At 69.8% G+C, this 22,143-nt stretch carries 19 protein-coding genes and 2 pseudogenes; 8 read left to right on the plus strand and 13 right to left on the minus strand.

What is annotated here, in order from left to right; translation table 11 throughout:
- Window positions 1–3 precede the first annotated feature (3 nt).
- From hpaD to K1X59_RS06105, 4 genes are read right to left on the minus strand one after another with little or no spacing between them, the layout of a single operon-like run.
- Complete coding sequence (gene hpaD, locus K1X59_RS06090) at window positions 4–1,170, minus strand: 3,4-dihydroxyphenylacetate 2,3-dioxygenase (RefSeq protein WP_183152173.1); 1,167 nt, start codon at window positions 1,168–1,170, stop codon at window positions 4–6.
- Between the two features lie 30 nt (window positions 1,171–1,200).
- Window positions 1,201–2,697: a 5-carboxymethyl-2-hydroxymuconate semialdehyde dehydrogenase gene (gene hpaE / locus K1X59_RS06095; protein ID WP_183152174.1), complete on the minus strand. Its 1,497-nt coding sequence runs from the start codon at window positions 2,695–2,697 to the stop codon at window positions 1,201–1,203.
- Window positions 2,694–3,392 (minus strand): GntR family transcriptional regulator, encoded by a 699-nt coding sequence (locus tag K1X59_RS06100; RefSeq protein ID WP_183152175.1) that lies wholly within the window; start codon window positions 3,390–3,392, stop codon window positions 2,694–2,696. The genes hpaE and K1X59_RS06100 overlap by 4 nt, the downstream gene beginning before the upstream one ends.
- Window positions 3,389–4,975: a fumarylacetoacetate hydrolase family protein gene (locus K1X59_RS06105; RefSeq protein WP_258567116.1), complete on the minus strand. Its 1,587-nt coding sequence runs from the start codon at window positions 4,973–4,975 to the stop codon at window positions 3,389–3,391. Before K1X59_RS06105 ends, K1X59_RS06100 begins: the two co-directional genes overlap by 4 nt.
- An 81-nt stretch (window positions 4,976–5,056) precedes the next feature.
- Here K1X59_RS06105 and K1X59_RS06110 point away from each other — a divergent pair, with 81 nt between their 5' ends.
- Window positions 5,057–6,436 carry an MFS transporter gene (locus tag K1X59_RS06110; RefSeq protein ID WP_183152176.1) on the plus strand — a complete coding sequence of 460 codons (1,380 nt, stop codon included), beginning with the start codon at window positions 5,057–5,059 and terminating at the stop codon, window positions 6,434–6,436.
- Between the two features lie 90 nt (window positions 6,437–6,526).
- Here the strand turns inward: K1X59_RS06110 and K1X59_RS06115 are convergent, their stop codons facing one another.
- Window positions 6,527–7,237, minus strand: a complete 711-nt coding sequence (locus K1X59_RS06115; RefSeq protein ID WP_183152177.1) for an IclR family transcriptional regulator — start codon at window positions 7,235–7,237, stop codon at window positions 6,527–6,529.
- Between the two features lie 130 nt (window positions 7,238–7,367).
- Between K1X59_RS06115 and K1X59_RS06120 the strand changes: the two genes are divergently transcribed.
- The 6 genes and pseudogenes from K1X59_RS06120 to K1X59_RS06145 all read left to right on the plus strand — a co-directional run bounded on the left by K1X59_RS06120 (window position 7,368) and on the right by K1X59_RS06145 (window position 13,434).
- Window positions 7,368–9,239 carry an FAD-dependent monooxygenase gene (locus tag K1X59_RS06120; protein ID WP_220174037.1) on the plus strand — a complete coding sequence of 624 codons (1,872 nt, stop codon included), beginning with the start codon at window positions 7,368–7,370 and terminating at the stop codon, window positions 9,237–9,239.
- A gap of 85 nt (window positions 9,240–9,324) precedes the next feature.
- Window positions 9,325–9,660, plus strand: a pseudogene (locus tag K1X59_RS20970) (ATP-binding cassette domain-containing protein); the annotation flags it as partial.
- Window positions 9,661–9,823: 163 nt separating this feature from the next.
- The gene (locus K1X59_RS20975) at window positions 9,824–11,056 is read left to right on the plus strand and encodes an ABC transporter permease (protein WP_258567117.1); all 1,233 of its coding nucleotides are present in this window, start codon (window positions 9,824–9,826) and stop codon (window positions 11,054–11,056) included.
- Window positions 11,057–11,095: 39 nt separating this feature from the next.
- The gene (locus K1X59_RS06135) at window positions 11,096–12,319 is read left to right on the plus strand and encodes a sensor histidine kinase (protein ID WP_220174038.1); all 1,224 of its coding nucleotides are present in this window, start codon (window positions 11,096–11,098) and stop codon (window positions 12,317–12,319) included.
- Window positions 12,316–12,945 (plus strand): response regulator transcription factor, encoded by a 630-nt coding sequence (locus K1X59_RS06140; protein ID WP_183152766.1) that lies wholly within the window; start codon window positions 12,316–12,318, stop codon window positions 12,943–12,945. The genes K1X59_RS06135 and K1X59_RS06140 overlap by 4 nt, the downstream gene beginning before the upstream one ends.
- 114 nt (window positions 12,946–13,059) lie before the next feature.
- Entirely contained in the window at window positions 13,060–13,434 is a 375-nt protein-coding gene (locus K1X59_RS06145; RefSeq protein ID WP_183152180.1) for a VOC family protein, read from the plus strand.
- Window positions 13,435–13,583: 149 nt separating this feature from the next.
- On the opposite strand, the pseudogene K1X59_RS06150 reads toward K1X59_RS06145, so the two are convergent.
- Window positions 13,584–15,232 (minus strand): annotated as a pseudogene (locus K1X59_RS06150) (thiamine pyrophosphate-binding protein).
- Window positions 15,233–15,395: 163 nt separating this feature from the next.
- Between K1X59_RS06150 and K1X59_RS06155 the strand changes: the two are divergent.
- On the plus strand, window positions 15,396–15,905 hold the full coding sequence (locus K1X59_RS06155) for a phosphoribosyltransferase (protein ID WP_183152182.1): 510 nt from the start codon (window positions 15,396–15,398) through the stop codon (window positions 15,903–15,905).
- A gap of 12 nt (window positions 15,906–15,917) precedes the next feature.
- On the opposite strand, the gene K1X59_RS06160 is transcribed toward K1X59_RS06155, so the two are convergent.
- From K1X59_RS06160 to paaA, 7 genes are all read right to left on the minus strand, one after another.
- Window positions 15,918–17,441: an ATP-dependent DNA ligase gene (locus tag K1X59_RS06160; RefSeq protein ID WP_220174039.1), complete on the minus strand. Its 1,524-nt coding sequence runs from the start codon at window positions 17,439–17,441 to the stop codon at window positions 15,918–15,920.
- A gap of 154 nt (window positions 17,442–17,595) precedes the next feature.
- Entirely contained in the window at window positions 17,596–18,366 is a 771-nt protein-coding gene (locus tag K1X59_RS06165; RefSeq protein WP_220174040.1) for an enoyl-CoA hydratase/isomerase family protein, read from the minus strand.
- Between the two features lie 12 nt (window positions 18,367–18,378).
- Entirely contained in the window at window positions 18,379–19,545 is a 1,167-nt protein-coding gene (gene paaE, locus K1X59_RS06170; protein ID WP_220174041.1) for a 1,2-phenylacetyl-CoA epoxidase subunit PaaE, read from the minus strand.
- Entirely contained in the window at window positions 19,542–20,036 is a 495-nt protein-coding gene (gene paaD, locus K1X59_RS06175) for a 1,2-phenylacetyl-CoA epoxidase subunit PaaD (protein ID WP_220174042.1), read from the minus strand. The genes paaE and paaD overlap by 4 nt, the downstream gene beginning before the upstream one ends.
- On the minus strand, window positions 20,030–20,866 hold the full coding sequence (paaC, locus tag K1X59_RS06180; RefSeq protein WP_183152184.1) for a 1,2-phenylacetyl-CoA epoxidase subunit PaaC: 837 nt from the start codon (window positions 20,864–20,866) through the stop codon (window positions 20,030–20,032). The genes paaD and paaC overlap by 7 nt, the downstream gene beginning before the upstream one ends.
- Window positions 20,863–21,168, minus strand: a complete 306-nt coding sequence (gene paaB / locus K1X59_RS06185) for a 1,2-phenylacetyl-CoA epoxidase subunit PaaB (protein ID WP_183152185.1) — start codon at window positions 21,166–21,168, stop codon at window positions 20,863–20,865. The genes paaC and paaB overlap by 4 nt, the downstream gene beginning before the upstream one ends.
- A complete protein-coding gene (gene paaA, locus K1X59_RS06190; protein ID WP_183152186.1) occupies window positions 21,168–22,142 on the minus strand; it encodes a 1,2-phenylacetyl-CoA epoxidase subunit PaaA in 975 nt (324 codons plus the stop codon). The genes paaB and paaA overlap by 1 nt, the downstream gene beginning before the upstream one ends.
- Between the last annotated feature and the right edge of the window lies 1 nt (window position 22,143).

Below are 22,143 nucleotides of genomic sequence, written 5' to 3' on the forward strand. Positions count from 1 at the left end.
TCCTTAGAGCTGGTGGCCCAGCTTGTACTCGCCCTGCTTGTACTCGGGCATCGACTTCTCGCCCTCGTCCGCGCGGGTGTAGGAGAAGCCGTCGGCGCCGATGGTCACCGCCATCTCGCTCGAATCGGTGCGCGCGATCACCGGCTGCGGGTTGCCGTCGAGGTCGAGCACGAGTGAAGCGTCGGTGTACCAGGAGGGGACGACCGGGGTGCCCCACCAGTCACGGCGCTGGTTGTCGTGCACGTCCCACGTGACGACCGGGTTGTCGGGGTCGCCCGTGTAGTAGTCCTGCGTGTAGATCTCGACGCGGTGGCCGTCGGGGTCGCGCAGGTACAGGTAGAAGGCGTTCGAGACGCCGTGGCGACCCGGACCGCGCTCGATCGCGTCGGAGCGGCGGAGCGCCCCGAGCTTGTCGCAGATCGCGAGGATGTTGTGCTTCTCGTGCGTGGCGAAGGCGACATGGTGCATGCGGGGCCCGTCGCCACCGGTGGCTGCGGTGTCGTGCACCGTGGGCTTGCGGCGCATCCACGCGGCGTACACGGTGCCCTCGTCGTCCTGGATGTCCTCCGTCACGCGGAAACCGAGGTCCTGGTAGTGCCGCACGGCGCGGGGCACGTCGGGGGTCACCTGGTTGAAGTGGTCGAGGCGCACGAGCTCACCCGGGGTGTGCAGGTCGTACCGCCAGGACAGGCGCTCGACGTGGTCGGTGGCATAGAAGAACTCGTACGGGAAGCCGAGCGGATCGACCACACGCACCGAGTCGCCGATGCCCTTCACGAAGCCGTTCTCGTTGCGGCGCACGTCGCATCCGAGTTCGGTGTAGAACTCCACGGCGCGGTCGAGGTCGTCCGTCGAGCGCACACGATAGGAGAATGCCGCGACGGCGGCGATCGGGCCCTTGCGCAGTACGAGGTTGTGGTGGATGAACTCCTCGGTCGACCGCAGGTAGATCGCCTCGTCGTCCTCTTCGGTCACGTAGAGACCGAGGATGTCGACGTAGAACTGGCGCGAAGCGGCCAGGTCGGTCACCACGATCTCCATGTACGCGCAGCGCAGGATGTCGGGCGGGGTGGCCTTCGGAGTCGCGACGGGGTTGTCGGACTGGATCGGTGCCTCCTGCGACACGTAGTAGCCGGAGGAGGTGAGGGTCTTTGCCGTCTTGTCGGTCATGTCAGCGTCCTTGCTTCTTCCTGCGGTGGGTCAGTTCTTGCCGAAGGTCGGGTTGTGTGCGGGCCCGAGCGTGATGTGCACGCTCTGCTGGTCGGTGTAGAAGTCGATCGAGCGGTAGCCGCCCTCATGACCGAGGCCCGAGGCCTTCACGCCGCCGAACGGGGTGCGGAGGTCGCGCACGTTGTTGCTGTTCAGCCACACCATCCCGGCCTCGACCGACTGCGCGAAGTTGTGCGCACGCTTGAGGTCGTTCGTCCAGATGTAGGCGGCGAGCCCGTACTTGGTGTTGTTCGCGAGCGACAGCGCCTCTTCATCGGAGTCGAAGGGCGTGATCGCCACGACCGGACCGAAGATCTCCTCCTGGAAGATCCGGGCGTCGGGGGAGACATCGGCGAACACGGTCGGCGCGACGAAGTTGCCCTCGTCGAAGCCCTCGGGGCGACCGCCGCCGGCGACCAGGCGTCCCTCGCCCTTGCCGATCTCGACATAGCTCATCACCTTGTCGTAGTGCTCGGGGTGCACGAGCGCGCCGACCTCGGTCTCGGGGTCGTGCGGGTAGCCGACCTTGACGCGCTTCGCCTGAGCGGCATACCGCTCGACGAACTCCTCGTAGATCGAGCGCTCGACGAGGATGCGCGACCCCGCCGTGCAGCGCTCGCCGTTGAGGGAGAAGACGCCGAAGATCGTGGCGTCCACGGCAGCCTCGAGGTCGGCGTCGGCGAAGACCACGGCCGGCGACTTGCCACCGAGCTCCATCGACAGGCCCTTGAGGAACGGGGCGGCGTTGCCGAAGATGATCTGTCCGGTGCGGCTCTCGCCCGTGAAGGAGATGAGCGGCACGTCGGGGTGCTTGACGAGTGCGTCGCCCGCATCCTCGCCGAGACCGTTCACGAGGTTGAAGACGCCCTTCGGGAGTCCCGCCTCTTCGAAGATGCCCGCCCACAGCGAGGCGGAGAGCGGCGTGAACTCGGCAGGCTTGAGGACGACCGTGTTGCCGGTCGCGAGAGCGGGTCCCAGCTTCCAGGACTCGAGCATGAACGGCGTGTTCCACGGCGTGATGAGGCCGGCGACCCCGATCGGCTTGCGGTTGACGTAGTTCATCTGACGGCCGGGCACCTTGAAGGCGTCATCGGACTGGGCCACGATCAGGTCGGCGAAGAAGCGGAAGTTCTCGGCGGCGCGACGAGCCTGGCCCAGTGCCTGGGTGATCGGCAGGCCGGAGTCGTAGGACTCCAGCTCGGCGAGGCGCGCATCGCGGGACTCGACGATGTCGGCGATCCTGTGCAGGACACGCGAGCGCTCGCGGGGGAGCATGCGCGGCCATGGTCCCTCGTCGAAGGCGCGCTTCGCTGCGGCGACCGCGAGCTCGATGTCGGCCTTCTTGCCGGCGGCGGCCGTCGTGTAGGTCTGGTTCGTCACCGGGTCGAGCACGTCGAACGTGTCGCCGTCGATGGAGTCGACGAACGCGCCGTCGATGTAGTGCTGGATGTGGTCCGGGAGGTCGGCGGGGATGCGCGAATCGGTCATGAGAGGTCTCCGGTCGTCTGGGCTGAGATCGTCTGGGCGGAACGGGTGTGCAGCGCATCGAGGAACGCGTCCATGGTGCGCCAGCGGTGGTTGCGGGCGGCGAGCTCGATCTCGAGCGGGTCTGCGTCCGCGCGGATGAGCTCGAGGATCTCGGTGTGCTCCTCGACCGAGTGCTGGGCTCGTCCGGGGACCGACGCGAAGGTCGAATCGCGGATGGCCGACAGCCGTGACCAGCCGCGGTGCACGAGGTCGAGGAGATGCGGGTTGGGGCACGGCTCGAACAGGACCGAGTGGAACTGGCGGTTGAGTTCGGTGAATGCGTGCGCGTCGAGGTGGTCGAGCATCTGCGACATCCGCTCGTTGATGCGGGCGGCCTCGTCCAGGGCGTCCTCGTCGAGGAACGGGGCGGAGAGCGCGGTCGCCGACCCCTCGACGAGCCCGAGGGTCTGCATGGTGTGCGCGTACTCGCTCTCGTCGACGAGCGTCACACGCGCTCCGACGTTGCGCTCGAAAGTCACCAGCCCCTCCGCTTCGAGGCGACGGATCGCCTCGCGCACCGGGACGACGCTCATCTTCAGGTCATCGGCGAGAGAACCCAGCACCAGGCGATACCCGGGACTGAACATGTGCCCGGTGATGCGGGAGCGGATCCAGTCGTACGCGACCTCGGACTTGCTGGCGGACGTGGTCGTCATCGCGTGCCGCCCGTCGCCGCCTCGTAGCGTGCTCGCCACTCCGCGTTGAGCGGGAAGAGACCGTCGACCGGATGCCCGGCGGCAACCTGTTCGGCGATCCAGGCGTCTTCGATCTCCTGCGCCACGGCGTCCGCAGCGACCTCTGCCGCCAGGGACGGCGGGATGACGATCACGCCGTCGCTGTCGCCGACGATGATGTCGCCGGGCTGCACGGTCGCACCGCCGCAGGAGATGGTGACGTCGACGTCCCACGGCACGTGCTTGCGTCCGAGCACGGAGGGATGGGCCCCCTGCGAGAACACCGGCAGCCCGATCTCGGCGACCGCATCGAAGTCGCGCACGCCGCCGTCTGTCACGACACCGGCCGCGCCCCTGGTCTTCGCGCGCAGGGCGAGGATGTCGCCGAGGGTGCCGGTGGTGGCATCGCCGCGCGCTTCGATCACGATGACCTCGCCGTCTTCCACCGCGTCGAACGCGCGCTTCTGCGCGTTGTAGCCGCCGCCGTGCGAACGGAAGAGGTCTTCGCGGAAGGGGACGAAGCGCAGCGTCTTCGCGGTGCCGACGATCTTGCGGCCGGGGATGTTGACGGACACGCCGTCGACGAAGCAGGAGTGGTGGCCGCGCTTGCGCAGCTGCGCCGAGAGCCCGGCCGTCGGAGCCTCGAGGAGCAGGGCTCGCAGTTCGGGGGAGAGGCGTGAGGGGGCAGGAATCGCCGTATCGGCAGGAGGGCGCGCGGCGTTCTCTGACCCCTCACCGGTGGTGGGTGCGAGCCCGGCGGCCTCGGCCGAGCCCCAGGCCTCGGTGCGCTGCAGATCGTCCACGGCGGGCAGGGACCCGAGGTCCGCGTCGAACGGGATCTCGCCCTGGGTCACGGTGGTGACCAGACGCCCGGAGGTCGGAGCGCCAGGAGCATCAGGCGCATCCACCTCGACCTCGACGACATCGCCCGGCACGATGACCGAGGACCCCGCCGGCGTGCCGGTGAGGATGACGTCGCCCGGTTCGAGCGTGAAGTGCTGGGAGAGGTCGGCCACGAGCTGTGCGAGCGGGAAGATGAGTCCGGCTGTCGTGTCGTCCTGACGCAGCTCGCCGTTGACCCACGCCCTGACCCGCAGGGCCGTGGGGTCGACCGTGCGGGCGTCGATGAGCTCGGGGCCGAGGGGTGTGTAGCCGTCGCCGCCCTTGGAGCGGACGTTGGAGCCCTTGTCGTTCGCGCGCAGGTCGTACAGGCCGAGGTCGTTCGAGGCCGTGACCGCGCCGACATGGGCCCAGGCCTCGTCGAGCGACACGCGGCGCGCGGCCGTGCCGATCACCAGGGCGATCTCGCCTTCGAACGCGAGCAGTTCGGTTCCGGCCGGCCGTTCGACCGTGCCGCCGGAGACGCCGAGGGAACTCGCCGGCTTGAAGAAGTAGGAGGGGGATGCCGGGCGCCGACCGCGCTGATCGGCACGGGAGGCGTAGCTCAGATGGATCGCGATGATCTTGCCGGGGCGGTGGAGTGTTTCCGTCACGGGGCGCCTCCTCGCGCTCGTCTGCGGTGTATTGCGGACGCCTTGTGCGTCGTATTCGAAATCATATATCATCGGTTCACCCCTCGGCAAGCACTTCGGGTTCACTCCCGATGCGCGCCGTGACAATGCGGTCACAATCAAAGGAGACACCCCATGAGCGGGCAGTCACAGGATGGGTTCACGCCCACCGGAACCATCGCGACAGCGGCTGATCGCCGTCGAGTCGTGTTCGCCACCGTCGTCGGAACCACGGTCGAGTGGTACGACTTCTTCATCTACGCGACAGCGGTCGGACTCGTGTTCGGGCAGCTGTTCTTCGAGCCGCTCGGCGCGGACAGTGCGCTGATCGCGTTCGCCACCGTCGGTGTGAGCTTCCTCTTCCGCCCGCTCGGCGCCTTCCTCGCCGGGCACTACGGAGACAAGCTCGGACGCAAGACCGTCCTGATGTGGACGCTCATCCTGATGGGGGCGGCGACCGCGCTCATCGGGCTCCTGCCCACGTACGAGACCATCGGCCTCACGGCACCGATCCTGCTCGTGCTCCTGCGCATCATCCAGGGCATCTCGGCCGGTGGCGAGTGGGGCGGCGCCGTGCTCATGGCCGTCGAGCACGCACCGCGCAAGAGGCGGGGCATCTTCGGCGCATCGCCGCAGATCGGTGTTCCGCTCGGTCTGCTGCTCGCCTCGGGAGTGATGGCGCTGATGACGGCGATCGCCCCCGGCGAGCAGTTCGCCATCTGGGGCTGGCGCGTGCCCTTCCTGCTCAGCGTCGTGCTGATCCTCGTCGGCTACTACGTCCGACGCAAGGTCGAGGAGAGCCCGGTCTTCACCGAGCTGGCCGAGCGCAAGGAGAAGGCGCGGATGCCGATCGCGCAGCTGTTCCGCAAGCACCTGCTCCTGGTGATCATCGCGGCGCTCGTCTTCGCCGGCAACAACGCCGTCGGCTACATGACCACCGGCGGATACATCCAGCGTTACGCCACCGACCCCGCAGGTCCGATCGGACTCGCGCCCGGAGCCGTGCTGTGGGCGGTCGCCGGTTCCGCCGTGACCTGGCTGCTCACCACGCTGCTCGCCGGATGGGTCTGCGACCGGATCGGCCGGCGCACGACGTACATCATCGGCTGGGTGCTGCAGCTGGTCGGCGTGTTCTCCCTGTTCCCGCTGGTGAACACGGGGCAGATCGGCCTGCTGTTCGCCGGACTCGCGCTCCTCACGATCGGCCTCGGATTCACCTACGGCCCCCAGGCCGCGCTGTACGCGGAGCTCTTCCCCGCCAGCATCCGCTTCTCCGGGGTCTCGATCTCGTACGCGATCGGTGCGATCGCCGGTGGGGCGTTCGCGCCCACCATCGCCACGGCCATCGTGCAGGCGACCGGTTCGACGCAGGGCGTGACGTGGTACCTGGCGGGCATGACCGTTCTCGGGCTGATCGCGACGCTGCTGCTGCGCGACCGCTCCGGCATCCCCCTCGGACCCGATCACGAGGAGGAGCAGTCCGTCAGCCCGATCTACGGACTCGCCAAGGCCTGACCCCCCGAGCGGCGCTCCCGTCGCGTGCGCGGCCGACACGGTGCTCCCGTGTCGGCCGACGCGCGGCGGGGCGTCGCCATGCCGCCCTGGTCAGCCGTCGAGCGCTTCGCGGATCACGGCGGCCGATCGCTGCAGACGTGCGGCGATCTCGGCGTCGTCGAGGTCGGTCGCGACGTGCAGCACGGCGATCGCCGAAGGGCGCTGGCCCCGCAGGACGAGCGGGACCGCCACAGCCTGCACGGTGGGTATGACCTCATCGTGACTCGTGGCGTACCCGCGGCTCCTGGCCGCGTCGACGTCGGCGGCCAGTGAGGCGGGGGCCTCTCTCGGCCATTCCGCGTCGGAGAGCTGCGCCAGGATCGCCTTGCCCGGCGCCCCCACCGTGACGGGATGCCGGGCGCCGGGGCGCTGCGCGACGCTCGCGACCGGGTGTCGCGGCTCCACGCTCGCGAGGGTGATGCACTCCTCGCCGTCGAGCACGGCGAGGAAGCAGGTCATGCCGAGGTCGTTGGCGATCGCGGTGAGTTCGGGAAGGGCTTCGGCTTGCAGGTCGTGGGCGACGCCGGCGGCGAGTGCGGCCATACGGGCCCCCAGGCTGACGGCCCCGGCAGCGTCGCGGGTGACGAGACTGTGGTCCTCCAGTGTGCGCAGCAGGCGGTAGGCGATGGATCGGTGGACGCCGAGTCGGCTCGCGATCTCGTCGATCATCAGGGGTTCACGGGCGTCTGCGAGCACCTCCAGGATCCGGATGCCGCGGCTGAGCGTCTGGGAGGCGGGGGAGGTCGTCGCGCTGTCGGGCATGGGCAGCTCCTTGCGATCGCGGGCGGCGCGCATTACGCTGTGTTCAATAGTAGAACAGCGTGTTCGAATATAGAACACTCGCTGTCAGGACGCAAGACCCGACGAAGACGTCCGGAAGGAATCGACGACGATGCAGTTCCACCACCACGGTTATGTCTCCGCCGACCCGCGCGTGCAGGACGCCGCGGGCATCGGCGCCGATCGCCCGACCGACATCCCCGAAGAGATCGACGTGCTCATCGTCGGCTCCGGCCCCGCCGGGATGCTGCTCGCCGCGCAGATGTCGCAGTACCCCGGCATCGCCACCCGCATCATCGAGAAGCGCGAGGGTCGCCTTCCGCTCGGCCAGGCCGACGGCATCCAGCCGCGCAGCGTCGAGACCTTCCAGGCCTTCGGATTCGCCGAGCGCATCATCGCCGAGGCGTACAACATCGGCTGGATGAACTTCTGGGGCCCGAACCCGGAGAACCCGCGCGAGATCGTGCGCACCACCCGGACCGCGGACTACGCCTACGACATCTGCGAGTTCCCGCACCTGATCGTCAACCAGGCGCGGGTGCTGGACTACTTCGCCGAAGCGGCGGCACACGGCCCCGGCCGCATCGTGCCGGACTACGGGGTCGAGTTCGTCGGACTCACCGTGCACGACGACGGAGAGCACCCGGTCGAGGTGCGGATCCGGTACGTCGGAGGGGAGCGCGCCGGCGAAGAGCGCACGATCAAGGCGAAGTTCGTCGTCGGCAGCGACGGCGCCCGCAGCGGTGTGCGCCAGGCCATCGGTCGCACACACGTCGGGGCCTCCGCCGCGCACGCGTGGGGAGTGATGGATGTCCTGGTCAACACCGACTTCCCCGACTGGCGCACCAAGTGCGCGATCAACTCCGAGGCCGGGAACATCCTGCACATCCCGCGTGAGGGCGGTTACCTGTCGCGCATGTACATCGACCTCGGCGAGGTCGCGGAAGACGACGACCACCGGGTGCGGCAGACGCCCATCGAGGAGATCATCCGCCGCGCGAACGACATCCTGCACCCGTACACGCTCGACGTGAAGCAGGTCGCCTGGCACAGCGTGTACGAGGTCGGCCACCGCGTCACCGACGGCTTCGACGACGTGATCGACGACTCCGGCCGCACGCCGCACGTGTTCCTCACCGGAGACGCCTGCCACACGCACAGCGCGAAGGCGGGACAGGGCATGAACGTCTCGATGCAGGACGGGTTCAACCTCGGGTGGAAGCTCGGCTCGGTGCTCACCGGTCGCGCGCCGGAGTCGCTGCTGGCCACGTATGGTGCCGAGCGGCGGCCGGTGGCTCAGCAGCTGATCGACTTCGACCGCGAGTGGTCGAGCCTGATGGCGCGCAAGCCCGAGGAGATCTCCGACCCCAACGAGCTCGCGACCTACTACCTCGCCACGGCCGAGTTCCCCTCCGGCTTCATGACCCAGTACACCTCGTCGATGATCACCGGGACGGGCGCGCACCAGGCGCTCGCCGGCGGGTTCCCGCTGGGCAAACGGTTCAAGTCGGCCGAGGTCGTGCGGGTAGGCGACGGCAACGTCGTGCACCTCGGGCACCACGCCAAGGCCGACGGGCGCTGGCGGGTGTACGCCTTCGGCGACCGCACCGGCGAGGCGCTCGCCACCTGGGCGGCAGCGGCCGAGCCCGTGTTCGCGCGTTTCACCCCGGCCGACGCCGACGTCGACGCGGTCTTCGACGTGAAGGCCGTGTACCCGCAGCCGTTCGAGGAGGTCGAGGTGACCTCGGCGCCGGCGCTCTTCCAGCCGAAGACGGGACCCCTCGGGCTCACCGACTGGGAGAAGGTCTACGCGGCAGGGCCCAGCAAGTGGTGCGCGACCGACATCTTCGACGCACGGGAGCTGTCGCGTGACGGCGTGGTCGTCGTGGTGCGGCCCGACCAGTACGTCGCGGCGATCTTCCCGCTGAATGCGACCGCGGAGCTCGAGGAGTTCCTGCAGGGGGCGTTCCTCCCGGCGCAGTGACGCATCCCTCGGCATGACACGTGTCATGCCGAGGAGATGACACCGCCCTCCGGTCCTGCAGCCGCGACGCCGCGAGGCTGGAGGCATGAACAACTCCTCTGTGCACGAGCCGGCGACGCGGGCCGTCGCGCGACCGGCATCCGACACCTCGGCGGACGCCCCCGTGGTGCTCGAGCTCGACGACGTCACCCGCCACTTCGGAACGGGAGACCGCCGCGTCCAGGCCGTCGACGGGGTGAACCTGTCGATCCGACGCGGAGAGGTCGTCGCGCTGCTCGGTCCGAACGGCGCGGGCAAGACCACCACGCTCGACATGCTGCTCGGGCTCAGCGCACCCAGCAGCGGTTCGGTGCGCGTGCTCGGTGTCACCCCGGAGCAGGCCACATCTGGCGGGGCGATCGGCGCCGTGCTCCAGACGGGCGGACTCCTCGGCGATCTGACGGTCGGGAGACGGTCCGACTCATCGCCTCGCTGTACGGCGCCGACGCGCTGGATCGTGTGGCCGAGGTCATGGCGCGCGCCGACCTCGAGCACCTCGCGCGCGCCGGAGGGTGTCGAAGTGCTCAGGCGGCGAGCAGCAGCGCGTGAAGTTCGCCCTCGCGATGGTCTCCGACCCCGACATCCTCGTGCTCGACGAGCCGACAGCCGGCATGGACGTCACCGCGCGCCGACACTTCTGGGATGTGATGCGGGCCGATGCGGACGCGGGGCGCACGATCATCTTCGCCACCCACTACCTGGAGGAGGCGGAGCAGTTCGCCCGGCGGACCGTCGTCATGCATCGGGGAACGGTCGTGGCGGACGCGCCGACCGCGTCGCTGCGCGCGAGCCTGGGGGAGCGGACCGTCTCGGCGACGGTCGACCCGGCATCGACCGTGTTGACCACGACCCTGCGGGCCATGGAGGGGTCAGCGCCGTCCGCGTGGACGGCGACCGGCTCAGCCTCCGCGCGACCGACTCCGACGCCGCCGCCCGCATCCTGCTCGACGGCGGCGCTCACGACCTCGAGATCGCCGCACCCACCCTCGAAACCGCCTTCACGGCCCTCACGGAGAACTGACATGCTCGTCTCACCCACCATGCTGCGCATCGAAGGCGTCCGCCAGCTGCGCAACCCGTACACGCTCGCGTTCACCCTGGCGATGCCGGTCGCGATGTATCTGCTGTTCGGCGCCGGGATGGGCTACGGCTCTCTCTCGGCGGGGCACGGCAACGTCTCGTTCTACGTCATGACGTCGATGGCCGCATACGGGACGGCGGTCGCGATGAGCTCGCTGACCTCGCTCGCGGCGACCGAGGCGAAGCAGGGGTGGGGTCGCCAGCTCGCGATGTCACCGCTCACCACCGCCGGCTACGCGATGACCAAGCTGCTCACCTCCGTCGCGTTCGCGGCGCTCGCGCTCGTCGCGGTCTTCGCCGCGGGGATGATGACCGGAGCGCACGCCGACGACGCCTGGCGCTGGGTCGCCACAGCAGGGATCATCCTCGGCCTCGGCCTGATGTACGGCCTGTTCGGACTCGGGGTCGGACTCTTCTTCAGCTCGGACTCGGCGGCGGCCCTCGCCTCGATCTCGATGACCTTCTTCGCGTTCTTCGGGAACGTCTTCATGCCGCTCGACGGCGTGATGCTCGACATCGCCCGGTTCACACCCCTGTACGGCTTCGTCGCGCTCAGCCGGTGGCCGCTCACCGAGGGTGTGCTCACGACCGGGCAGACCGACCCGTTGTGGATGCTCTTCCTCAACGTCGCGGTCTGGCTCGCGGTCTTCGTGGTGCTGGTCATGATGGGCGTGAAGCGCTCCAGAGCGCGGCAGTAAGACGCCGGACGCACCGGACGACGACAGTAGGTTGGACGGATGACGCAGCATTCCACCCCGGACGGTCAGGGGCGCGCTCGGCTTTCGCGCGACGCCGCCGATCTCGCCGCGCTCGGCGCGCCCCCGGCGGCCTGGGCGGCTCCAGGAGCGCGGGCTGCGCGTGGACCGGTGGGGAAGAACCCCTGGGCGCGGTTCGGCTGGCTCATGGCCGTGATCTGGCTGGTCTTCCTCGTGTACCCGGTTCTCGCGCTGCTCCGCTCCGAGGCGTCGGTCGCCTGGGTGGTCGTCGGCTGGACGGCCCTCGTGCTGTTCGTCGTGCTCTACGTCACCGGCTTCATGCACGGCATGCGCGGCGGCGGGGGACTCGGACGACCGCCGTCGACCCGCCAGTGGATCACGTTCGCGGCGCTCATCGCATGCGCGGTCGTCTCCGTGCCGGCCGAGGGCGGATCCGCGCTCAGCTTCCTGCCGTTCATCATGTCGTTCGCCTCGTACGGCCTGACGCGCGTCTGGCACTGGATCACGACGATCGCATCCGTGGCGATCGCGGCGCTGTGCGTCTTCCTCCTCCCCGGAGGACTCAGCTACCTGTCGGTGCTGGCTATCATCGGGCTGCTCGGCGTGGTCAACACGGTGTCGACCTGGCTCATCATCCGCTCCGCCGAGGCCGAACAGCTCGGGCTCGAGCTGGCGACGAGTGAGGGGCGCGAAGCTGTCGCCCGCGACGTGCACGACCTGATCGGCCACTCGCTGACCGTCGTCGGGCTCAAGGCGCAGCTCGTGCGCCGCCTCATGGATTCCGATCCGGGGCGGGCCAAGGCCGAACTCGCCGACATCGAGCGGCTGACCGCCGAGGCGATCGCCGGGGTGCGGTCGTCGGTGGCTGGCGCGCGGGCGACGACGCTCGTCGAACAGCTCGCGTCGTCGCGGGACTCGCTCCGTGCGGCCGATATCGACCTGCGCGTCGACGGGGAGCCCGCGACTCTGTCGCCGGTGCAGGCGATCACCGCGAGCTGGATCCTGCGCGAGGCGACGACCAACACGCTGCGCCATTCCGAGGCGCACACCGTGCGGGTGCTGCTGGCGCCGGGTCGGCTGGTGGTCGAAGACGACGGGATCGGCATGGCGGAGGGCGCAGGTGACGGCGCGGGCAACGGCATCCGCGGCATGCGCGAACGCGCGGCGGAGGCGGGTGCGGGTTTCCTGATCACCGCGGCGCGGGAATCCGAGGGGTCGGGCACCAGGGTGGAGGTGACGTGGTGACGGCCGCGGGGGAGGCCGGCGGCATCCGGCTGCTGATCGCGGACGACCAGGCGCTGGTGCGCGGTGCGCTGGGCGCGCTGCTCGATCTGGAGCCTGACCTCGCCGTGATCGGTATGGCATCCGACGGTGCGGAGGCGCTGCGACTCGCGGAGGAGCTGCGGCCGGATGTGTGCCTGATGGACGTCCAGATGCCGGGCATGGACGGCGTCGAGGCGACGCGCCGCATCCGCGAGGTGAGTCCGGAGACGCGCATCCTCGTCGTGACGACGTTCGCGCGTCCGGGCTACCTGCGTTCGGCTCTGGACGCCGGAGCCAGCGGGTTCATCGTGAAGGACACCCCCGCGGAGCAATTGGCCGAGGCGGTTCGCCGGGTGCATTCCGGTTTGCGGGTGCTGGATCCGGCGCTCGCGGCCGACAGCCTGTTCGACGGCGCGAACCCGCTGAGCGATCGGGAGCGCCAGGTCCTGCGCCTGGCCGCCGACGGACGCTCGGCTGCGGCCATCGCGGCGGAGGTGTTCCTGTCGGCGGGGACCGTGCGGAACCACCTCTCCGCGGCTATCGGGAAGACCGGCGCGGCGAACCGGGCGCAGGCCGTGCGGATCGCGCTCGACAAGGGCTGGATCTGACACGGCGGCCGGGCGGTGGCGCCCGGTCGTCCCGCGCGGAGTCTGGTGCGGTGTCGGAGGCCGCGCGTACCGTGGGCTCCGACGGGCGACGGCGCCCGACAGGAGGAGTGCGCGATGGACTGGAAGATCGAGCTCATCTTCGTCCCGGTCACCGATGTCGACCGGTCGAAGGAGTTCTACGAGAAGATCGGTTTCACCCCGGACTGGGATCAGACGCCCGTCGAAGGGCTGCGGTTCGTGCAGATGACACCCCCGGGGTCGGCATGCTCGATTGCGTTCGGCACCGGATTGGGCATCGACCTCGAGCCGGGAAAGCAGAACACGATCCAGGTGGTCGTGCCGGACGCCGACGAGGCTCTGGCCCATCTCCAGGGGCTCGGCGTCGGGGCGCGGGGCGTCGAGGAGCTGGCGTGGGGGCGCTTCGTCTCGTTCGACGACCCCGACGGCAACTCCTGGACACTGCAGCAGTTGCCTGACTACGGCGCCTAGTAGTCGGCGACGACCTCGATCTTGAAGCCCGAGGCGTTCTCGAGCCATCCCGCGTAGTGCCGGTCGCCCCCGGCGTGCGGGTAGCGCTCGGCGTAGAGCGCGTGCCAGCCGTGAGCGGGCGCAGCGAGAGAGCCTGGGTCAGATGCCCCTCAGGAGTTCACGCGGATGATCTCCTGCTGGTACGGAGCGATGACATCGCCCGAGATGCGGAGGTCGAGGAGCAGGAATCGGCGGGACGCGGGGTCCTCCGCCGTCCAGGTCGCGAGCCGGTCGAGGTCGGCGAGGGTGCGCACCGCGACGCCCTCCGCGCCCACGGCCGCACCGAATGCCGCGAAGTCGACCTCCGGGATGCGCATCGGCCCCTCTGCCAGGCCCTTGAGGCCATAGAGATTGACCTCGGCGCCGTATGCCGCGTCGTTCCACACGACCGCCATGCCCCGACCGCCGGCCGCGCGGACGGCGGATTCGAGGTCGGCGATCGCCATCAGTCCGCCGCCGTCGCCCGAGGTCAGCACGATGGTGGACTCCCGCCGCGCGAGGGCGGCCCCGACGACGCTCGGCCACCCCTGACCGATCGACTGGAACGCGGTGCCGACCATCATCATGCGATCGGGAGCGGCGACGGGCCAGTACATGTTCGCCCAGCCGATGAAGTGCCCGCCGTCTGACACCACGACGCGGTCTTCCGGCAGGAGTTCGGCGATGCGGCGCGCCGCCGACCGCGGGTCGAGGCGCCCGTCTGCAGCGCGCTCGTCTCCGGGCTCGTAGGCACGTGCCGCGGTCACGTCGACCGACTCGCGCCACGAGGTCGTCGTCGTGACCGGGCCGAGACGGCGGACGAGGGCCTCGGCGGCCAGCCGCGCATCGGCGCGCACGAACCCGCCGACGTGGGCGTGCGTCGCCGCCGGAGCCGTGTCGATCTGGAACACCCGGGTCCCCGGAGCGAACAGCTCGCCGAAGCGCATCGTGAACTGGTTGAGCGAGGCGCCGAAGACCACCGCGACGTCGGCCGTGCGGACGAGGTCCATGGCCCCGTCTGCGCCGAACCCTCCCGTCACCCCGAGGTCGTACCGGGACTCGGGGAAGACACCGCGGCCGAGGGCGGACGAGGCGGTGAGCGCCCCCGTCGCCGCGGCGAGCTCGCCGAGCGCGGTGCTCGCGCCGGACAGCCATGCGCCCCGGCCGGCCAGCAGGAACGGGCGGCGTGCGCCACGCAGGGCCTCGGCGATCTCGTCGAGCATCCCTTCGGCGAATTCACCTCGCGGCGCGAGCGGTGCGGGGATGCGAGGGGACGGGGCCTCCGGCACCTCGCCGGCCTCGAGCGCGGCGACGTCATACGGATGGCCAGGACGACCGGGACGCGATAGGTGAGGGCGTGCTCGATCGCGATGACCGTGGTCGCTGCGGCATCCGCGCGTCCGACCGTGTACGTGCGTGCGCCGACGGCGGAGGCGAGCGCGATCTGGTCGACGTCCCACGGGCGCGGGCCCGAGGTGGGCTCGTCGCCGACCACGAGCACGAGCGGGACGTGCGCCTGCACGGCTTCGGCGAGAGCGGTCAGGGTGTTCGTGAACCCGGCGCCGTACGTGGACGTGCCGGCGGCGATCCGTCCGGAAGCGCGGAAGTGCGCATCCGCGGCGACCACGGCGCCCTGTTCGTGTCGGACGGCGGTGAACACGGCGTCGGTCTGCGTCTCGAGGGCGTCGAGGAAGTAGGCGTTGCCGTTGCCCATCACCCCGAAGACGGCGTCGATGTGCTGGGCGAGGGTGAGAGCGACGTGCGCGGAGACGGTGGGCATGCGGAGGCCTTTCGAGACAGGGACGGAGGAACTGCGGGATCCGTATGTGTCTCGCCTCCGCGTCTTCACGGAGTGCTTCGTGCCTCTTTTTCAGGCACCGGCCGGGCCGGACCCGTTCAGTCTACCGACGGGTCGCGCGCCTCGGATACGCGAGAATGGGCCGATGACTGATGCAGCGATCGAGCGGGAGACGCTCACCTGGGACGGATTCGGAGCGGCGACGCGCGAGCTGGCGCGGAGCATCCTCGACAGCGGCTTCATGCCGGAGGTGGTCGTCGCCATCGCCCGCGGCGGTCTGCTGCCGGCCGGAGCGATCGCGTACGGTCTCGGCGCCAAGAACTGCGGGGCGATCAACGTCGAGTTCTACACCGGCATCGGCACGGTCCTGGATGCACCCGAGGTGCTTCCCCCCGAACTCGACATGGCGTACCTGGATGGCCGTCGCGTCCTGCTCGTCGACGATGTCGCCGACTCCGGGCGCACGCTCGCCCTCGCCGTGCAGCTGCTGAAGGACAAGGGTGCCGACGTGCGCTCGGTGACGATCTTCACCAAGCCTTCGACGATCATCCAGCCCGACTACGCCTGGAAGGACACCGACCTCTGGATCGACTTCCCGTGGTCGTTCCGCGGCACGGTGCGCGAAGAGGACCAGGGGCTCGCCCCTTCCGCCTGACGTCGGGAGCGGTCAGCCTCGCAGCAGCGATCGCAGCGACTGGATCGTGTCCGCCTCCGCCGGTGACTTGTCGTCCCGGTAGCCCTTCACCCTGGCGAAGCGCAGGGCGATGCCGCCTGGATATCGCGGAGAGCGCTGTACCCCGTCGATCGCGATCTCGACCACGATCTCCGGGCGCAGGAACACCGTGGATGCCGTGCGGTGCGTCTCATGCTCGGGGAAGTGCTCCGTCTGCCAGCGCAGCAGCTCGTCGGTGAGACCCTTGAAGGTCTTGCCGACCATGACGAAGCCACCGGGGTCGGCGAACTCGCCTTCGGGATCGCGCGCTCCCAGGTGCAGGTTCGACAGCCAGCCTCGGCGTCGGCCCGATCCCCACTCCGCCCCCAGGACCACGAGGTCGAACGTCAGGACGGGCTTGACCTTGATCCAGGAGGAGCCGCGGCGGCCGGCGGCATAGGGCGCGTCGATCGCCTTGACCACGACCCCCTCGTGCCCCGCGGCGAGGGCGTCGAGCGACAGCTGCTCGGCGGCAGCGGGATCGTCGGTCACGACGCCGGGCATCCGCCAGTCTCCGGCCACGCGTTCGAGCTCTGACAGGCGTGTGACGAGAGGCTCGTCGAGCAGATCCCGCCCGTCGACGTGCAGCACGTCGAAGAACCAGGGCCGCAGCACGAGCTCACGTGACACCTCGGCGCCGAACCTCGACATGGTCTCCTGGAACGGGCGCGGCCCTCCGTCCTCATCGAGCGACAGCGTCTCGCCGTCGAGGATGAGGTCGTGTGCCGGCAGGGAGCGCACGATCTCGACGATCTCGGGCACACGGTGAGTGATGTCGGCCAGACTCCGGGTGTAGACGCCGACCTCGTCGCCACGGCGGTGCACCTGGATGCGGGCGCCGTCGAGCTTGTACTCGACCGAGGCTTCGCCCGTGACCTCGAGCGCCGCCGAGGGACTCGCCGCCGTCGCCGCGAGCATGGGCAGGACCGGGCGACCGACCTGCAGCCCGACCGCCTCGAGCACACCGAGGGGTTCGGTCAGAGCGATGCGGGCGGTCTCGCCGAGGTCGCCCGAGAGCATCGCGGCGCGACGGACGACGGCGGGTGGGCGTTCCGCTGCGCGGGCGATGGCATCGAGGAGCACGCCGGACAGGGCGCCGGTGCGCAGCTCGCCGAGCATCGCGCGCACCAGGAAGTCCCACTCCGTCGCCGTCGCCCGAGACGCGAGGTCGGCGAGGATCCCGGTGCGCGCCGCTGCGGAGCCCGTGCCGGATGCGGCAGCGAGGGCGTCGAGCGACGTGTCGACGTCGCCGACGGTCAGCGCGGACTCGTCGGCGTGCGCGATCTCGATGGTCGAGAGTCCGCGCCATCCGACGCCCAATCGTCCCTGGCGGGGCGCCGCGAGCAGGAGACCCGTCACGGCGGGCAGTTCGGTCGGATCGGCGCGTGCGAGCAGGTCGGCGATGGCATCGATCTTGGCGAGCCGCGACGAGGTGGCCCCGACGCGGTCGGCGGTGGTGACGAGCTCTGCGAGCATCATCTGGGCATTCTCGCATCGAGGTCCGACATCCGCATCGCACCGGGCGCAGGCAGACGCGCCGGATCAGGCCGGTTCTCGGGAGAACTGCCTGATGCGGCGTGTTCGCCTGATGCGGCCGACGCGACGGGCGGGGCGGCAGCGGCGGAGGGCGTGCTCAGCGCCCGCGGAACTGCGGCTTGCGCTTCTCCTGGAACGCGGCGAACCCTTCGCGGTAGTCGTCGGTGTCGCACAGGGCGGCTTGCGCCGTGTTCTCGATGCCGACCGCGTCCCACAGCGTGAGCCGCTCATCGCGGATCCGTGCGATCAGGTCCTTGCTGGCGAGGAACGCCGCCGTGGCCCCGCGGGCGGCCGTGGTGGCGGCGTCCGTCGTCGCCTGTGTCACCTCGTCGTCCGGGAAGACCCGGGAGAACAAGCCGGACGCGACGGCCTCCGTGCCGCTCATGAGCCGGCCCGTGTAGATCAGGTCGAGCGTCTTGTGGGCGCCGAGTCGATCGAGGAAGAGGGCGTGCCCGCCGGAGTCGAGTGTCGCTCCCAGCGCGGCGAACGGGGAGCCGATCTTCGCGGACTCGGCGACGTAGACCACGTCGGTCGCGATCAGCAGCCCGAGGCCGACGCCCAGGCATGCTCCGTGGGCGGCGGCGAACGTCGGCGCGGGGAACCGCGCCATGCGCTGCAGCAACGGGGTCACGATGCCGCCCAGGTAGCCGAGCACGTCGTCGTCCCGGGGATCGACGCCCGAGATGTCGCGCCCGGCGCAGAACGCGCGTCCTTCGCCGCGGAGCACGAGGGCCCGCACGCCCGCCGCCTCCGCAGCCTCGTAGGCCGCATCCAGCTCGCCCAGCGCCTGCTCGTCCAGTGCGTTCAGCTTCGCCGGCGCGTTCAGCACGATCGTCGCCACGTCGTCGGCGATGGTGAGATCGATCATCGGGGCTCCTGATCAGACGTCGTAATCCACGACCACACGGTCGCTCGTCGGGTGGGACTGGCAGGTGAGCACGAACCCGCGCTCGAGCTCATCCGGCTCCAGGGCGTAGTTCTCCGTCATGATCACGCTGCCCTCCAGCACGCGTGCTCGACAGGTGCCGCACACCCCTCCGGCACATGCGAACGGAGCGTCAGGCCGCACGCGGAGCGCTGCGTTGAGCACCGACTCGTGGGCGTCGACCGGACTCTCCACGGTCGAGGAGACGCCGTCGAGGGTGACCTCGATGCGCACGGTCTTCTCGCCCGCCCGCACCTGCACCGGTCTGGCCGCGCGTGCCGGTTCGTCGCCGGTCGTGAACAGCTCGAAGCGGATGTGCGAGCGGTCGACGCCCTGGTCCGCCAGGACCTCGCGGCACAGGTCGACCAGGGCGAGCGGCCCGCACAGGAACCACTCGTCGACGGTCGTCGGCGGGATGAGGGCGTCGAGGATCGTGCGGAGCTTCTCCTCGTCGATACGACCGGAGAGCACCGGCGCGGTCCGCTGCTCGCGGGACAGCACATGGTGCAGCACGAGCCTGGTGGGGTAGCGGTCCTTGAGGTCGGCGAGGTCTTCGAGGAACATCACGTCGAGCGTCGCGCGGTTGGTGTACAGCAGCGTGAATCGGGAGGTGTCCGACCGGGTAAGGACGGTGTGCGCGAGCGCCATCAGCGGCGTGATGCCCGACCCCGCGGCGATGCCGACCACGTGCCGGTGATCGAGGTCGTCGAGCCCCGAGGTGAAGGTGCCCTGCGGGCTCATGACGTCGATCTCGAATCCCGGGTGGAGTCCGGTCTGCGCCCAGGTCGAGAACAGTCCGCCCTCGTCGCGCTTCACCGCGACGCTCAGTCTCGTGTCCTGCCCGTCGTCCCTGTGCTCCGGTGCGCGGCACAACGAGTACGAGCGCCGCACCTCCACACCGTCGAGCGTGGTGCGCAGCGCGACATACTGCCCCGGGAGATGGTCGTAGTCGTCGGCGAGGGCCGCGGGCACCGTGAAGGTCACCTCGACCGCATCGTCGGTGAGCGGGCGCACGTCTTCGACCGTGAGCGTGTGGAAGCGCGCGCGTGCGCGGGGCGCCGTCGCACGCGGGCGTCGTGCGCGGCGTCGGTGCCGGGGCGGAGGTGAAGAGCGACATGTCAATGCACCTTGAAGTGGTCGAAGGGCTCGAGGCAGGCGCGGCACTCGAACAGGGCTTTGCACGAGGTGGAACCGAAGTGCGAGACCTCGCGGGTGTCGAGCGACCCGCAGCGCGGGCAGCGCACGCTCAGCGTCAGCCGGATCGGACCGCTCGACAACGCGGCACGGCCGGAGGGAGGCGCGATGCCGTACTCCGCGAGCTTGCTCTTGCCCGCCTCCGTCATCCAGTCCGTGGTCCACGCGGGGGAGAGGACGAGGCGGACCTCCACCTCGTCGTAGCCCGCAGCGGTCAGGGCGAGGAGCACGTCGTCGCGGATGGTGTCCATGGCAGGGCAGCCGCTGTATGTCGGTGTGATGTCGACACGCACGCGGGAGCCTTCGACCTCGACGGCACGCAGCACGCCGAGGTCTTCGATCGTGAGCACCGGCACCTCGGGGTCGGGAACAGCGGCGGCGATGGCCCACGCGTCCTGGGTGGGAGTGCGGGTCACCATGATGCCCCCGGATGCCGTCGTGCGAGCACCTGCATCTCGGCGAGGATGTGCCCGAGCGGCGTGGCGTGCGCGCCCCGTCGACCACCGGCGGACGAAGCGGCGACGGCGGGCGTCACCACCTCGGCTTCGGCGAAGACCGTCTCGACCACCCGGTCGAATCCGACGCGGAGGGTCGACGGGCGCACGGCCGCATCGCCGAGGCGGTCGATCAGGTCGTCGTCGCGGAACAGCTCGTCGACGTACGGCCAGACGTCGCCGATCGCGCGGATCATCCGCGTGCGGGACTCCTCGGTGCCGCCGGCGAGGCGCAGCACCCACTGCACGGCGTGGTCGCGGTGGTAGTCGACCTCCTTGAGCGACTTCTCGGCGATCGCCGCGAAGGTCGCGTCGCTGCTCGCGCGCAGCGCGGCGTAGAGCTCGAACATGTACGTGGCGACCACGAACTGCCGGGCGATCGTCTGGGCGAAGTCGCCGTTGGGCTGCTGCACGATCCATGCGCAGCGGAACTCGGGCTCGTCGCGGAAGAACGCGAGCTCGTCTTCGCTGCGGCCGTCGTACGAGCCGGCATAGTGCAGGAAAGACCTGGCGTGACCGAGGAGGTCGAGGGCGATGTTGCCCAGCGCCACATCCTCCTCCAGCTCGGGAGCACGGGAGATCCACGCACCCAGCTGTTGCGAGAGGATCAGCGCATCGTCGCCGAGCCGCATGGCGTACTCGGCGACGTCGGCCGACGCGGCGACCGCCCCGGTTCCCGACAGCTCCTGCGAGAGGCGGAGCTCGTCGACGGAGACGTCGCCGTGGACGTCGAGGTCGTCAGGCGCGGCGCTCACAGGTGCGGCACTCCCTCGGAGGCCGTGTAGTACACCGCGTGCCGGTAGTTCTTGCCTGCGGGGCTCTCGAAGTACGCGCCCTTGGCGTCGGGGTCGCTCGTGGTGATCGCCTCGGCCGGAGCGACCCAGATCGAGACGCCCTCACCGCGACGGGTGTAGAGGTCACGGGCGTTGCGGATCGCCATCTCGGCATCGGGGGCGTGCAGGGAACCCACATGCACGTGGCTCAGCCCGCGGTTCGCACGGACGAACACCTCCCACAGCGGCCACGGCTCGCGCTCGTCTGCTCCCGGCGTCGTCATCACGCCACCGCCTTCGCCTTCAACGCCTGTTTGCGGGCGTACTCGGCTGCGGCCTCGCGCACCCATGCGCCTTCCTCGTGCGCCGTGCGGCGGCGCTCCAGGCGCTCGGCGTTGCAGGGTCCGTTGCCGCGCAGCACCTCGAAGAACTCGTCCCAGTCGATCTCTCCGATCGCGTACTCCCCGGTCGTCTCATCGAAGCGCAGGTCGGGGTCGGGAAGCGTGACGCCGAGGATCTCGGCCTGGGGCACCAGCATCCCCACGAAGCGCTGACGCAGCTCGTCGTTCGAGAACCGCTTGATCTTCCACTTCATCGACTGCGCCGAGTTGGGTGACTGGTCGTCGGGCGGTCCGAACATCGCCAGGCTCGGCCAGTACCAGCGGTTCACCGCGTCCTGCGCCATCCGCCGCTGCTCCTCTGTTCCGCGCATGAGCGTGAGGAGGATCTCGAAGCCCTGCCGCTGATGGAAAGACTCCTCCTTGCAGACGCGGACCATGGCCCGGCCGTAGGGTCCGTACGACGCACGGCACAGCGGCACCTGGTTGCAGATCGCCGCACCGTCGACGAGCCACCCGATGGCCCCCATGTCGGCCCAGGTCGGGGTGGGGTAGTTGAAGATCGACGAGTACTTGGCCGTGCCGCTGATGAGCTGGTCCATCATCTCGTCGCGGGTCGCGCCCAGGGTCTGCGCGGCGGAGTAGAGGTAGAGCCCGTGGCCCGCCTCGTCCTGCACCTTCGCCATGAGGATCGCCTTGCGCTTGAGGCTCGGTGCGCGCGTGATCCAGTTCCCCTCCGGCTGCATCCCGATGATCTCGGAGTGCGCATGCTGGGAGATCTGTCTGATCAGGGTCTTGCGGTAGGCATCGGGCATCCAGTCGCGAGGCTCGATGCGCTGCTCGTTCGCGATGAGCTCGTCGAACAGGCGCTCCTCGTCGGAGATCTCGCCCACCAGGGACAGGTCTGCAGGACTGGTCATC

Origin of the sequence: Microbacterium sp. Se5.02b (assembly GCF_019464375.1) — a bacterium.
Classification (GTDB): Bacteria; Actinomycetota; Actinomycetes; order Actinomycetales; family Microbacteriaceae; genus Microbacterium.

Coding starts and splice junctions, on each gene's coding strand:
- K1X59_RS06110 (WP_183152176.1), top strand. CDS start 5,057: ATGAGCGGGCAGTCACAGGATGGGTTCACGCCCACCGGAACCATCGCG.
- K1X59_RS06105 (WP_258567116.1), bottom strand. CDS start 4,975: ATGATATATGATTTCGAATACGACGCACAAGGCGTCCGCAATACACCG.
- hpaD (WP_183152173.1), bottom strand. CDS start 1,170: ATGACCGACAAGACGGCAAAGACCCTCACCTCCTCCGGCTACTACGTG.
- paaD (WP_220174042.1), bottom strand. CDS start 20,036: ATGGTGACCCGCACTCCCACCCAGGACGCGTGGGCCATCGCCGCCGCT.
- K1X59_RS06135 (WP_220174038.1), top strand. CDS start 11,096: ATGACGCAGCATTCCACCCCGGACGGTCAGGGGCGCGCTCGGCTTTCG.
- K1X59_RS06160 (WP_220174039.1), bottom strand. CDS start 17,441: ATGATGCTCGCAGAGCTCGTCACCACCGCCGACCGCGTCGGGGCCACC.
- hpaE (WP_183152174.1), bottom strand. CDS start 2,697: ATGACCGATTCGCGCATCCCCGCCGACCTCCCGGACCACATCCAGCAC.
- paaA (WP_183152186.1), bottom strand. CDS start 22,142: ATGACCAGTCCTGCAGACCTGTCCCTGGTGGGCGAGATCTCCGACGAG.
- K1X59_RS06155 (WP_183152182.1), top strand. CDS start 15,396: ATGACTGATGCAGCGATCGAGCGGGAGACGCTCACCTGGGACGGATTC.
- paaB (WP_183152185.1), bottom strand. CDS start 21,168: ATGACGACGCCGGGAGCAGACGAGCGCGAGCCGTGGCCGCTGTGGGAG.
- K1X59_RS06120 (WP_220174037.1), top strand. CDS start 7,368: ATGCAGTTCCACCACCACGGTTATGTCTCCGCCGACCCGCGCGTGCAG.
- K1X59_RS06165 (WP_220174040.1), bottom strand. CDS start 18,366: ATGATCGATCTCACCATCGCCGACGACGTGGCGACGATCGTGCTGAAC.
- K1X59_RS06145 (WP_183152180.1), top strand. CDS start 13,060: ATGGACTGGAAGATCGAGCTCATCTTCGTCCCGGTCACCGATGTCGAC.
- K1X59_RS06115 (WP_183152177.1), bottom strand. CDS start 7,237: ATGCCCGACAGCGCGACGACCTCCCCCGCCTCCCAGACGCTCAGCCGC.
- K1X59_RS06100 (WP_183152175.1), bottom strand. CDS start 3,392: ATGACGACCACGTCCGCCAGCAAGTCCGAGGTCGCGTACGACTGGATC.